Genomic DNA, 12,345 nt, shown 5'->3' on the forward strand with positions numbered 1-12,345 from the left:
GCCCCGGACGGCGCCGGACCGCCCCGCGCGCCGGCCGGGCTCAGTCCTGGTCGTCCTCCTGGGCGGCGAGGAAGGCCTCGGCCGCGGCGCCGATCTCGTCGGCGTCGGGGAGCTCGGACTCGTCCCCCACCAGCAGGGAGCGCGGGACCGAGGCGTCGACGACGTCATCGTAGCGCTGTTCCAGTCCTGCCACGACCGCCTGTACCTCGGGCGAGGCGCCGACCTGCTGGTCGATCTGGCGCTCGATCTCGCGGGCCGCCTCGCGCAGCTCGTCCGAGGGCAGGGTCAGAGAGGTCACGGCGCTGATGTGCTCGAGGGCGGCCACGGCGGCGTGCGGCAGGTGCGCCTCGGCCAGGTACTGCGGGACGTGCACGGTGAAGCCGATGTTGTCGATCCCCGCCTCGCCCAGCCGGATCTCGAGGAGCTGCGCGGCCGACGAGCTCATCTCCACGACCGGCTTCCACGCGTGCTCGGCGGGCAGCAGGTCGGCCCGGTTGCCGTGCACCGAGACGATGAACGGACGGGTGTGCGGGACGGGCATGGGGATTCCCGAGACGATGGCCACGAGGGACACGTCCATCCGCCGGGCCAGGCCCACGACGGCCTCGGTGAACCGGTTCCACTGCAGATCCGGCTCGGGGCCCGTCAGCAGCGCGAAGCTGCGCCCCAGACCGTCCGTGACCAGCCGGAGGGACAGCTCGGGGGTCTGGAAGCCCTCGAAGTGGTCCTCCACGAAGCTCACGTGCGGGCGGCGGGCCCGGTAGTCGTAGAGCTGGTCCAGGTCGAAACGGGCCACGACCTCGTGCGGGAGGGCCTCGGTGATGGTGTGCTCGATCTGCACGGCCACGTGCCCCGCCTCCGCGTAGCCGGACAGGGCGACGATCAGCGGCAGTCCGCGAACCCGGGCGTCCTCGAGCAGAGCGGGGTTGCTCAGGTACAGCGAGGTGGGGTCCAGCACAGCTCTTCCTCCTGGGGTGGGTCGGTTCCGGGCGTCCGTGGGGAGACCGGTGGGAGCACGCCTCCGACGGCGCGCCCGGATCATGTCAACCGTCCGCGGGCACCGCGTTATTCCCCGCCGATCCCGCGGGGCCCGCTCCGTGCGTCCGGGCCCCGGCGGCGCGCCGGCCGGGGATAGGATCGACAGCACGCCTGCCGGCCGGGCCGGGCCGCCGACCGCGGACCGGGCCGGCCCCGCCGGTCCAGACCTCAGCGAAAGGACGATCCATGCCCGACGTACAGGACCTGCTCGAACCCCGGGGCATCGAGCTCACCGCCACGCACAAGGCCCTGGGCCGGACGCCGGCCCACGCGCTCGTGCTCGGGGTGGAGAAGGGACAGGACGGCGACGGCTCGGGCCGTGTCCTGCTCCCCGTCGGCGAGCAGCGACGGCTCGCCCCCGTGGTGGAGGCCGCGGCGGCGCTGCGCGTGAAGGGTGCCGCCGACGAGGTGACCGTGGTGCCGGCCCCGTCCGGGCTCCCGTTCACCGTGGTGGTCCTCACCGGGGTCGGCGCCCTGCCCGCCGGGACCGCGGAGCGCGCCGAGGTGCTGCGCCGGGCCGTGGGCGCCGCCGTGCGGCGGCTCGCCGGCACCGACTCCGCGGTGCTCGCCCTGCCCGTGGACTCCGAGCAGGACGCCGCGGCGGTCGCCGAGGGCGCCGCCCTCGGCGCCTTCGCCTTCGCCCACCAGCGCGCGGCGACCGCCGGTTCCGTGCAGGACCCGCTGGCCTCCGCCGTCGTGCACGCCCCGGGCGTGGCGCGCGCCGCGCTGGGCCGGTGCCTCGACCGCGCCGCCGCCCTGGGCCGCGGCGTCCGCGCGGCCCGCACCCTCGTGGACCTCTCCCCCAACGTCATGTACCCGGAGGCCGTGGCGGACTACGCCCGCCGGGCCGCCAGGGGCACCAAGGTCTCCGTGACCGTGCTCGCCGAGAAGGAGCTCGCCAAGGGCGGCTACGGGGGGCTCCTGGGGGTGGGACAGGGCTCCGTGCACGGTCCGCGCCTCGTCAAGCTGGAGTACGCCCCGGCGCGCGCCGCGAAGCACTACGCCTACGTGGGCAAGGGCATCACCTTCGACTCGGGCGGCCTCTCCCTCAAGCCCCCGGCCTCGATGATGACCATGAAGTCGGACATGGCCGGCGCCGCCACCGTGCTCGCGACCGTCCTCACCGCCGCCGAGCTGGGCCTGCCCGTGAAGGTCACGGGGTGGCTGTGCCTGGCCGAGAACCTGCCCTCGTCGACCGCCACCCGCCCCGGCGACGTCATCACCATCCGCGGCGGCCGCACCGTCGAGGTGCTCAACACCGACGCCGAGGGGCGCCTGGTGCTGGCCGACGGTCTCGTGGCCGCGTGCGAGGAGGCCCCGGACGCCGTCGTCGACATCGCCACGCTGACCGGCGCGCAGATGGTGGCCCTCGGCGCACGGACGTTCGGGATCATGGGCGACGAGGCGGTGCGCACCGCCGTGGCCGAGGCCGCCCGCGCCGCCGGCGAGGACGGCTGGCCCATGCCGCTGCCCGAGCACCTGCGCCCGTCCCTGGACTCCAAGGTGGCCGACCTCAAGAACATCGGGGACAAGAACGGCGGGATGCTCGTCGCCGGGATCTTCCTGCGCGAGTTCGTCGGCGGCGCCGACGGGGCACGGGTGCCCTGGGCGCACGTGGACATCGCCGGCCCCTCCTTCAACGAGGGATCGCCCTACGGCTACACCCCGGTTGAGGGCACGGGCGCGGGCGTGCGGACGCTCGTGCGGCTGCTCGAGGACGCGGTCGCCGACCGCGGCTGAGGTCCCGCGACACCCCTGCGCCGGAGGGAGCGCCCGCCTGGTCGCTCCCTCCGGCGTAGGGCTAAGGTATGTACGAAACGAACCCGTCACGGGACGGGTGCGACCCACCCGGAACGACGTCAACGCGCAAGGGAGCCAAACACGTGGCCGACAACGAATTCGACATCCTCGTCCTCGGCGGAGGGAGTGCCGGCTACGCCGCCGCGCTGCGGGCCGTCCAGCTCGGCTTCACCGTGGCGCTGGTGGAGAAGAACAAGCTCGGGGGCACGTGCCTCCACTGGGGGTGCATCCCGACCAAGGCGTACCTGCACTCCGCCGAGCTGGCCGAGGACGCCCGCGAGAGCTCCAAGTACGGCATCCACACCACGCTGGACTCCATCGACATGGCGGCCGTGCGGGAGTACAAGGACAAGATCGTCGCCGGCAAGTTCAAGGGCCTCACGGGTCTGATGAAGATGCGCAAGATCAAGGTCATCGAGGGAGTCGGCAAGCTCACGGGCGAGAACACCGTCGAGGTCGACGGCACCACCTACACCGGCAAGCACATCGTGCTGGCCTCCGGCTCGATCTCCAAGACCCTGGGCGTCGAGATCGGCGGACGGATCATGACCTCCACCGAGGCGCTGGAGATCGACTTCGTGCCCAAGAGCGCCATCGTCCTCGGCGGCGGCGTGATCGGCTGCGAGTTCGCCTCCATGTGGAAGTCCTTCGGCGTGGACGTCACCGTGATCGAGGGCCTCCCCCACCTGGTCGCCAACGAGGACCCCGCGCTCATCAAGATCCTCGAGCGGGAGTTCAAGAAGCGCGGCATCAAGTCCAGCCTCGGCACCTTCTTCGAGAAGGTCGAGCAGGACGACAACGGGGCGAAGGTCACCCTGGCCGACGGCAAGGTCTTCGAGGCCGACATCGTGCTGGTCGCCGTGGGCCGCGGCCCGAACACCGCCGACATGGGCTACGAGGAGCAGGGCATCCCCATGGACCGCGGCTTCGTCACCCCGAACGAGCGCCTGCACACCGGCGTCGGCAACATCTACGCGATCGGCGACATCGTCCCCGGGGTCCAGCTCGCCCACCGCGGCTACCAGCAGGGGCGGTTCGTGGCCGAGGAGATCGCCGGTCTGAACCCCGCCGTCGTCGACGACGTGAACATCCCCAAGGTGACCTTCACCGAGCCGGAGATCGCCTCGGTCGGCTACACCGAGCCGAAGGCGAAGGAGAAGTTCGGCGAGGACAACGTCGAGGTCGCCGAGTACAACCTCGCCGGCAACGGCAAGAGCTCGATCCTGGGCACCGGCGGCATCATCAAGCTGGTGCGCGAGAAGGACGGGCCGATCATCGGCTTCCACGCCATCGGCAAGCGCATCAGCGAGCAGATCGGCGAGGGCCAGCTCATCGTCAACTGGGAGGCCTACCCCGAGGACGTCGCCGCGTTCGTGCACGCGCACCCCACCCAGAACGAGGCCATCGGCGAGGCCGCCATGGCACTCGCGGGCACGCCGCTGCACGGCTGACCGCGTCGAGGCCCCGCCCCTCCCGGGCGGGGCCTCCCCCACTACCCCGGACCCGGGCCCGGCGCCCGGACCGCACCATCGAAGGCACCGAAAGAGAGACGGTCGGACCATGTCAGAAACCGTAAACCTGCCCGCACTGGGCGAATCCGTGACCGAGGGCACCGTGACCCGGTGGCTCAAGCAGGTCGGTGACGAGGTCGCCGTCGACGAGCCCCTGGTCGAGGTCTCCACCGACAAGGTCGACACCGAGATCCCCTCCCCCGTGGCGGGCGTGATCGAGGAGATCCTCGTCGAGGAGGACGAGGACGTCGAGGTCGGCGCGCCGCTGGTCGTCATCGGTGACGGCTCGGGCTCCGGCGGCGGGTCCGGCCAGGACGAGGCCGCCGCGGACACCTCCGCCCAGGAGGCCGAGGACGCCGCGACCGAGGCCGAGACCCCCGAGGCGACCGACGAGGCCGCCGAGCAGAAGTCCTCCGGCCAGGAGTCCTCCGGTCAGGAGCAGGCCCCGCAGGCCGAGGCCCAGCAGACGGGCGAGGGCAGCGAGATCACCCTGCCCGCCCTGGGCGAGTCCGTGACCGAGGGCACCGTGACCCGGTGGCTCAAGCAGGTCGGTGACGAGGTCGCCGTCGACGAGCCGCTGCTGGAGGTCTCCACCGACAAGGTCGACACCGAGGTCCCCTCCCCCGTGGCCGGGACCCTGCTGGAGATCCGGGTGCAGGAGGACGAGGACGCCGAGGTCGGCCAGGTCCTGGCGGTCATCGGCTCCGGCTCCGCCCCGTCCGGGGACAAGCCCGCCGAGAAGCCCGCCGCGGACACCTCCGCCCAGGAGGCCGAGGACGCCGCGACCGAGGCCGAGACCCCCGAGGCGACCGACGAGGCCGCCGAGCAGAAGTCCTCCGGCCAGGAGTCCTCCGGTCAGGAGCAGGCCCCGCAGGCCGAGGCCCAGCAGACGGGCGAGGGCAGCGAGATCACCCTGCCCGCCCTGGGCGAGTCCGTGACCGAGGGCACCGTGACCCGGTGGCTCAAGCAGGTCGGTGACGAGGTCGCCGTCGACGAGCCGCTGCTGGAGGTCTCCACCGACAAGGTCGACACCGAGGTCCCCTCTCCCGTGGCCGGGACCCTGCTGGAGATCCGGGTGCAGGAGGACGAGGACGCCGAGGTCGGCCAGGTCCTGGCGGTCATCGGCTCCGGCTCCGCCCCGTCCGGGGACAAGCCCGCCGAGAAGCCCGCCGCGGACACCTCCGCCGAGGAGAAGCCGGCGAAGCAGTCCTCCGCCGGCGGCGAGGGCTACGAGGGTTCCTCCTCCGGGAAGCAGGAGAAGGCGCCGTCCCGCGACGAGGCCCTGGTCGAGACCGACGAGCCCGTGCTGGCCGACACCTCCGGGGACGAGCAGCAGGACGCCGCCCAGCGCGACGGCGCCCGCACCGAGAACGCGGAGGCGCCGACGGGCGACAACTCGTCCTACGTGACCCCGCTGGTGCGCAAGCTCGCCAAGAAGGAGGGCGTGGACCTCTCCGCGCTCACCGGCACCGGTGTGGGCGGCCGCATCCGCAAGCAGGACGTGCTCGCCGCCGCCGAGCAGCAGAAGAGCGCGGCCGCACCGGCCGCCGAGGCCCCGGCCGAGACGGCCGCGGCCGCCCCGGCGAAGGAGGCCGCCCCGGCCGCGCCGAAGGCGGACGCCAAGCGCGGGACCACCGAGAAGGCCCCGCGGATCCGGATGACGATCGCCCAGCGCATGCGCGAGTCGCTGCAGGAGGCCGCTCAGCTGACCCAGGTGACCGAGGTCGACATGACCCGGGTGGCCGTGCTGCGCGGCCGGGCGAAGGCGAAGTTCCAGGAGCGGGAGGGCGCCAAGCTCACCTACCTGCCGTTCTTCGCCAAGGCCGTGGCGGAGGCCCTGCAGGCCCACCCGAAGCTCAACGCCACCTTCAAGGAGGCCGAGAAGGAGATCGTCTACAACGGCTCGGAGAACATCGCCATCGCGGTGGACACCCCGAAGGGCCTGCTGGTGCCGGTCATCAAGAACGCCGGCGACCTCAACCTCGGCGGCCTGGCCAAGCAGATCGCGGACCTCGGCTCCCGGGCCAAGGACGGCAACATCACGCCGGACGACCTCACCGGCGGCACCTTCACGATCACGAACCTCGGGTCGTTCGGGGCCCTGTTCGACACCCCGATCATCAACCAGCCGCAGGTCGCGATCCTCGGCACGGGATCGATCGTGAAGCGCCCCATGGTGGTCTCCGACGCCGACGGCAACGACACCATCGCCATCCGCCAGATGTGCTACCTGTCGCTGACCTACGACCACCGCCTGGTCGACGGCGCGGACGCCGGCCGCTTCCTCCAGGCGCTCAAGGCGCGCCTGGAGGAGGGCCGCTTCGAGTCCGAGGTCGGCCTCTGACCGGCCCCGTGCCGGTCCACGGCCCCCGCTGAGCACCTGCGGAGGGTCGGCGGACGCCGAGAGGGCGTGTTCCTGGTCACAGGGGCACGCCCTCTCGGCGTCCGCCGGCGGCGCTCCGATAGGCTCGACGGCATGACCTTCCTGACCGGACTCCTCGTCTTCCTGCACCTCGTCGGCGCCGCGATCATCGTGGGCACCTGGATCTACACCATGAAGCGACCGACGGTGTCCCCCGGGCAGTTCCACGCCTCGCTGCTGAGCCTGGTGACCGGTCTTCTGCTCGTGGCGGTCTACGAGATGGGCGAGGCTGACGTCAACCACGCCAAGGTCGCCGTGAAGCTGCTGGTCGCCCTCGCCGTGGCGGTCGCCGCCTTCGTGGGCCAGCGGAGGACCAGGCGCGGGGAGACGGTCTCGACCGGTCTCGCCCACGCCGTGGGCGGGCTGGCGCTGATCAACATGGCGGTCGCCACCCTCTGGTGAGCCCCGCCCGCCACCGCACCATCGAGGACCGGACCCCCGGCGCTGCCCGTCAGCCCCGGGGGTCCTGCCGTGCCGGTTCCGGTCCGTCCGGCTCCTGCCCGTCCGGCCCCCGTCCGTTCCGCAGCTGCCCGTCCGAGCCGGTTCCCGGCGGGGCCGTCGCCCCCGCCGCAGGTTCCACCTCGGCCAGCCGCCAGCCCTGCTCTCCGTGGACCAGCTCGACGAGGACCGTCTGCACCCATCCGTCCCCGGCCGGCACCACGGACGGGACCGTGCCCGGCCCGCCGCGGTGGCCGTCCACCCGCACCTCGGCCACCAGCACGACCCCGCCCGGCGGCGCGGACCCCGCCGGCCCGTCGCGGACGCTCTCGGCCTCGAGGACGAGGCCGGGAAAACCGCCGTCCGCCCGGGCGATGGTGTCCCGGTCCGCCGCCGCGGCCCGGGCGCCGGGGGCGTACACCTCGTCCAGCAGCCAGGCGTCACCGGTGCGCAGGGCCTCTCCCCGCCGCGCCACCAGCTCTCCCAGCGCCCGCCGGGGGTCCGCGTGCTCGACGGCGTCCTGCGGCGGGTCGACGACGGACCCCGGCGCCACCGGGCCCGACCGCGCCGCAGAGGGGAACCGCGCCGGGGGCGTCGTGGCCGCCGGCGCGTTCGCCGGATCGGCCGCCGGGTCCGGCGACGGGCCGGCCCCGCCCAGGGGGAGCAGGACCGCGCCCCCGGCGGCCAGCAGCAGCGCCGCCGCCCCGACGAGCACGGCCCGGCGGCCGCCGCCCGTCCGGACCGGCTCCGGACGGGCGGCGGCGACCCGCCGCCCGCCGGGGTCCGGCTCCTGGGCCCGCGCGAACCGGTCGGCCAGTTCCGCCGCCGTGGGCCGGGCCGAGGCGTCGGGGTCGAGGGCCGCCTCGACCGCCCGCACGAGGCCGGGCGGGGCGCCGGGGCACAGCAGGGACAGGGGCGCCCGCCGCGCCTCCCGGGCCGGGGCCCGCCCGGTGAGCGCAGCCCACCCGAGGGCCCCGAGAGCGCGGACGTCCTCCTCCGGGCTCCCCGCCGCGGTGCCCGCGCGCACCGCGGCGACGTGCCCCGCGCCGTCCGCGGCCGCCGTGCGCTCCCCTGTGCTCTCCGCCGGGCCCGCGGCCGGGCTCTCCGGAGGGGCCACGGTGCCGCGGAACAGGACCTGCCGGGCGGAGAGCTCCCCGTGGCACCGGCCGAGGGCGTGCAGGGCGGCCAGGCCGGTCGCGGCGTCCCGCAGCACCGCGGCGGCCTCGGCGGGCGCCAGCCGGCCGCGCTCGGCCAGCCGGTCGGCGAGGGAGCCGCCCCGCAGGAAGTCCTCGACCAGCCCGGCCGGTGCCGCCGCCGGGCCCAGCAGGCCGCGCACGGCCACGAGACAGGCCTCGTCCCGGCCCGCCAGGGCGACCGCGAGCGACCGGAGCGCGGCCCTCGACCGGTCGCGCTCCGGTCCTGGCTCCTCCGGGCAGGGCCGCAGGACGAAGTGCTCCCCCGACCGGGCCTCCCGCACCAGCCACGATCGGCCGCCCAGGCGGCGCACCGGCTCCAGGCCGTCCTCCGGCGGGAGCCGCGGAGGCGTGTCCTCGATCCGCGTGCCGGGGAGGGGGCCCGCCCCGTCGTCCCGGACGGCCGCGGCGAGCCGCGTCCGGGCGGAGACTGACGGGGCCCGGGAGGGCTCGTGGTGGCCGCCGTGCGCGGCGGGGCGCTGCTCCATGCCCCCAGCATGCCCGCCCGTCGCCCCGGGCCGTGGGCGCCGTCCACAGCCCCCGCCCGGCGCGCGTTGTCCCCGCCGCGCGATAGGCTGGGGACATGTCCATCTGCTTCGAACGGCTCGGCTTCGACCCGCACCTCGTCGACTACCGCTCGGCGCTCGAGCTGCAGAAGAACGTGCACCGGGAGGTCGTCGCGGGCGAGCGGGACAACACCGTGCTGCTGCTGGAGCACCCCCCGGTCTTCACGGCTGGACGGCGCGCCGAGCCCCACGAGTACCCCACCGACGGGACCGAGGTCGTGGAGATCGGACGCGGGGGCAAGCTCACCTACCACGGCCCGGGGATGCTCGTGGGCTATCCCGTCGTCCGGCTGACCACGCCCATCGACGTCGTGCGCTTCGTGCGCCTGCTCGAGGAGATCATCATCGCCGTCGTCGCGGACCTCGGGGTGGAGGCCACCACCGTGGCGGGACGCTCCGGGGCCTGGGTGCTCGCGGACGAGCATGGGCCGGACCGCAAGATCGCCGCCATCGGCGTGCAGGTCTCCAAGCGGGCCACCATGCACGGCTTCGCCCTGAACTGCTCCAACGACCTGCGGCCGTTCGGCAGGATCATCCCCTGCGGCATCACCGACGCCTCCGTCACGAGCCTCTCGCAGGAGACGGGCCGGCTCGTGACCCCGGAGACGGTGGTCGCGCGCGTGGAGCAGGAAATATCCGCCCGCCGGGACGAGTTGTGCGAACAGTTCGTCCCGTCAGGGACCCCGGGTCCGCTGCCCTGGCCCACCGCCGTCAGCTGACCCGCGCCGCCCCCGGGACCGCCGGGACCGTGAGCGCACCACCGTCGACATCTCGACAAGGAGACCGACCATGACCGTTGCCCCCGAGGGCCGCCGCCTGCTGCGCGTCGAGGCGCGCAACGCCGAGACGCCGATCGAGAAGAAGCCGTCCTGGCTGAAGAACACCGCACGGATGGGCCCCGAGTTCCAGGAGCTGAAGTCGCTGGCCCGCGGCAAGGGCCTGCACACCGTGTGCGAGGAGGCGGGCTGTCCCAACATCTACGAGTGCTGGGAGGACCGGGAGGCCACGTTCCTGATCGGCGGCTCCAAGTGCACCCGCCGCTGCGACTTCTGCGACATCGCCACCGGCAAGCCGGACCTGCTGGACGTCACCGAGCCCCGCAAGGTGGCCGAGTCCGTCAAGGAGCTGGGCCTGCGCTACGCGACCGTGACGGGCGTGGCCCGTGACGACCTCGACGACGGCGGCGCCTGGCTGTACGCGGAGACGATCCGCGCGATCCACACGCTGAACCCGAACACCGGTGTGGAGATCCTGATCCCCGACTTCCAGGGCAAGCCGGACCGGCTGCAGCAGGTCATCGACGCCGCGCCGGAGGTCTTCGCGCACAACGTCGAGACGGTCCCGCGCATCTTCCGCCAGATCCGGCCCGCGTTCACCTACGAGCGCTCCCTGGACGTCATCACCCAGGGCAAGGACGCCGGGATGATCACCAAGTCCAACCTCATCCTCGGCATGGGCGAGACGAACCAGGAGATCTACGAGGCGCTGTGCGACCTCAACGACGCCGGGTGCGACATCATCACGCTCACCCAGTACCTGCGCCCTTCCCCGCTGTTCCACCCGATCGACCGGTGGGTCAAGCCCGAGGAGTTCGTGGAGCTCTCCGAGATGGCCGAGGAGATCGGCTTCCTGGGCGTCATGGCCGGCCCCATGGTCCGCTCCTCCTACCGCGCCGGCCGGCTGTGGGCCCGCGCCATGGAGAAGTCGGGCCGGGCGATCCCGGAGCACCTGGCGCACATCGAGGACACCGGCAGCGCCTCCCAGGAGGCCTCCTCGCTCGTCCAGCGACTCCGCTGAGGTCCGGCGGGGCGCGGCCCCGCCCACCCGCTAAACTGGAGGACGGACCACGGCCGGGCGCCCTGACGCCCTGACGCCGCTGGTCCCCCCGGAACACCGCCACCGCACCACAGGACGAGGTCTCACCGTGTCACCTTCCCACGCCAAGTCGCGCCCCGCGTCGCGATCCACCTCCCCCGGGAAGCCGGCGGGCAAGCCGTCCGGGAAGCCCACCCGGGCGCAGAAGCGCGAGGCGAAGAAGCAGCGGAAGGCGACCAAGGGGCCCGGGTTCCTCGGCCAGATCAAGCAGGTCTTCAAGATGACCCGCGAGGTCGAGCCCAACATCGGCTGGTGGATGCTGCTGATCGGCCTCGGGGTCCTGCTGGTCTTCCTGCTCATCGGCGTGCTCCTCGGCAACTGGATCACCGGGCTGCTCATCGGCCTGCCGTTCGCCCTGCTGGCCGCCTCCTTCTACCTGTCCCGGCGGGCCGAGCGCGCCGCGTTCGCCCGGATCGAGGACCAGCCCGGGGCCGCCGGCGCCGCGCTGTCCGCGCTGCGCCGCGGCTGGATCGTCGAGGACCAGCCGGCCGCCATGGACCCGCGCACCCGCGACCTCATCTTCCGGGCCATCGGCCGGCCCGGGGTGGTCCTCGTGACCGAGGGCCCCGCGGGGCGGGTCGACAAGCTCGTCGCCAAGGAGCGCCGCCGGATCGGCCCCGTGATCCAGAACGTGCCGATCCACGTCATCAAGACCGGCAAGGGCGAGGGACAGGTCCCCCTGCGGGAGCTGTCCAAGCGGATGAAGAAGCTCGACAAGAAGCTCACCCAGCAGGAGGTGCAGACCGTGCACAAGCGGATCAGCACCCTGGGCAACCGCCTGCCGATCCCCAAGGGCGTGGACCCGATGCGCGCCCGCCCGGACCGCAGGGCCATGCGCGGCCGCTGAGCCGCCGGCCCCACGGCACGCACCACGACACGCACGGAGCCCCCCGCCTTCCACGGAAGGCGGGGGGCTCCGTCGTCGTCGTGCCCGGTGCCGCGCCCGGCGCCGCGCTCAGCGCGTGCGGACGAGGATCGTCTCCGCCGCCCGGTCGTGCAGGCCGCGCTGGTCCGGGTCGAACACGACCGCCGGGATCACGAGGCACAGCAGGAGGGAGCGGACCGCGGCTCGGGCGAACCCCGCCGGCCGCCCCGCCAGCGCCTGCACCTGGAGGCCCAGGAGCAGGTGCCCGGGGGTGTGGCCGGTCGCGCCGACCAGCAGCACGTTGAGCACGAACAGGAACGCCAGGGTCATCAGGCCCTGCTCGTTCCACCGGGGCACGAGCCACTCGGCGAGGCCCCAGCACAGGAACCAGTCCACCACCAGGGCCACGATCCGCCGCCCCACGCGTCCCACGGAGCCCGGCCCCTGCTCCGGTCGCCCGAGGCGCTGCCCCGGGTACTGCTGCCGGCCGGTCCCCGGCCCCTCGAGCCACGAGCCCACGTCACGTCTGTCGATCATCCCCTCAGGGTATCGGGGCGGGACTCCCCTAGACTGACGGGAGACCGTGGCTCCCCGGCGGTCCTCCGCGTAACACCGAGGAAACAACCGGGACACGGAG

Annotated in this window: 10 protein-coding genes; 7 read left to right on the forward strand and 3 right to left on the reverse strand. The window is 73.7% G+C overall.

Going from position 1 to position 12,345, the window contains the following annotated elements:
- Nucleotides 1–40: 40 nt before the first annotated feature.
- Nucleotides 41–958, reverse strand: a complete 918-nt coding sequence (locus EQG70_RS11080; RefSeq protein WP_017834159.1) for a proteasome assembly chaperone family protein — start codon at nucleotides 956–958, stop codon at nucleotides 41–43.
- Nucleotides 959–1,224: 266 nt separating this feature from the next.
- On the opposite strand from EQG70_RS11080, the gene EQG70_RS11085 reads away from it, so the two are divergent.
- The 4 genes from EQG70_RS11085 to EQG70_RS11100 all read left to right on the forward strand — a co-directional run bounded on the left by EQG70_RS11085 (nucleotide 1,225) and on the right by EQG70_RS11100 (nucleotide 7,173).
- On the forward strand, nucleotides 1,225–2,778 hold the full coding sequence (locus tag EQG70_RS11085) for a leucyl aminopeptidase (RefSeq protein ID WP_109268765.1): 1,554 nt from the start codon (nucleotides 1,225–1,227) through the stop codon (nucleotides 2,776–2,778).
- 143 nt (nucleotides 2,779–2,921) lie between these two features.
- Nucleotides 2,922–4,289, forward strand: coding sequence for a dihydrolipoyl dehydrogenase (lpdA, locus tag EQG70_RS11090; protein WP_017834157.1), 1,368 nt, complete (start codon nucleotides 2,922–2,924; stop codon nucleotides 4,287–4,289).
- Between the two features lie 109 nt (nucleotides 4,290–4,398).
- Nucleotides 4,399–6,693, forward strand: a complete 2,295-nt coding sequence (sucB, locus tag EQG70_RS11095) for a 2-oxoglutarate dehydrogenase, E2 component, dihydrolipoamide succinyltransferase (RefSeq protein WP_109268764.1) — start codon at nucleotides 4,399–4,401, stop codon at nucleotides 6,691–6,693.
- A gap of 132 nt (nucleotides 6,694–6,825) precedes the next feature.
- Nucleotides 6,826–7,173, forward strand: coding sequence for a hypothetical protein (locus tag EQG70_RS11100; protein WP_017834155.1), 348 nt, complete (start codon nucleotides 6,826–6,828; stop codon nucleotides 7,171–7,173).
- Nucleotides 7,174–7,222: 49 nt separating this feature from the next.
- On the opposite strand, the gene EQG70_RS11105 is transcribed toward EQG70_RS11100, so the two are convergent.
- Nucleotides 7,223–8,890 carry a serine/threonine-protein kinase gene (locus tag EQG70_RS11105; RefSeq protein ID WP_109268763.1) on the reverse strand — a complete coding sequence of 556 codons (1,668 nt, stop codon included), beginning with the start codon at nucleotides 8,888–8,890 and terminating at the stop codon, nucleotides 7,223–7,225.
- Nucleotides 8,891–8,985: 95 nt separating this feature from the next.
- On the opposite strand from EQG70_RS11105, the gene lipB reads away from it, so the two are divergent.
- The 3 genes from lipB to EQG70_RS11120 all read left to right on the forward strand — a co-directional run bounded on the left by lipB (nucleotide 8,986) and on the right by EQG70_RS11120 (nucleotide 11,690).
- Nucleotides 8,986–9,687 (forward strand): lipoyl(octanoyl) transferase LipB, encoded by a 702-nt coding sequence (gene lipB / locus EQG70_RS11110; RefSeq protein ID WP_109268762.1) that lies wholly within the window; start codon nucleotides 8,986–8,988, stop codon nucleotides 9,685–9,687.
- 70 nt (nucleotides 9,688–9,757) lie between these two features.
- A complete protein-coding gene (lipA, locus tag EQG70_RS11115) occupies nucleotides 9,758–10,765 on the forward strand; it encodes a lipoyl synthase (protein ID WP_017834152.1) in 1,008 nt (335 codons plus the stop codon).
- A 127-nt stretch (nucleotides 10,766–10,892) separates the two neighbouring features.
- On the forward strand, nucleotides 10,893–11,690 hold the full coding sequence (locus EQG70_RS11120) for a DUF4191 domain-containing protein (protein WP_109268761.1): 798 nt from the start codon (nucleotides 10,893–10,895) through the stop codon (nucleotides 11,688–11,690).
- A gap of 108 nt (nucleotides 11,691–11,798) precedes the next feature.
- Here EQG70_RS11120 and EQG70_RS11125 read toward each other — a convergent pair whose 3' ends face one another.
- Entirely contained in the window at nucleotides 11,799–12,245 is a 447-nt protein-coding gene (locus EQG70_RS11125; RefSeq protein ID WP_109268760.1) for an RDD family protein, read from the reverse strand.
- Nucleotides 12,246–12,345 lie beyond the last annotated feature (100 nt).

Source organism: Kocuria rosea, assembly GCF_006094695.1.
GTDB lineage: Bacteria > Actinomycetota > Actinomycetes > Actinomycetales > Micrococcaceae > Kocuria > Kocuria rosea.

Bases quoted from the DNA above. Each gene is read 5' to 3' on its own strand.
- EQG70_RS11085 (WP_109268765.1), top strand. From the start codon at position 1,225: ATGCCCGACGTACAGGACCTGCTCGAACCCCGGGGCATCGAGCTCACC.
- sucB (WP_109268764.1), top strand. From the start codon at position 4,399: ATGTCAGAAACCGTAAACCTGCCCGCACTGGGCGAATCCGTGACCGAG.
- EQG70_RS11100 (WP_017834155.1), top strand. From the start codon at position 6,826: ATGACCTTCCTGACCGGACTCCTCGTCTTCCTGCACCTCGTCGGCGCC.
- EQG70_RS11105 (WP_109268763.1), bottom strand. From the start codon at position 8,890: ATGGAGCAGCGCCCCGCCGCGCACGGCGGCCACCACGAGCCCTCCCGG.
- lipB (WP_109268762.1), top strand. From the start codon at position 8,986: ATGTCCATCTGCTTCGAACGGCTCGGCTTCGACCCGCACCTCGTCGAC.
- lipA (WP_017834152.1), top strand. From the start codon at position 9,758: ATGACCGTTGCCCCCGAGGGCCGCCGCCTGCTGCGCGTCGAGGCGCGC.
- EQG70_RS11125 (WP_109268760.1), bottom strand. From the start codon at position 12,245: ATGATCGACAGACGTGACGTGGGCTCGTGGCTCGAGGGGCCGGGGACC.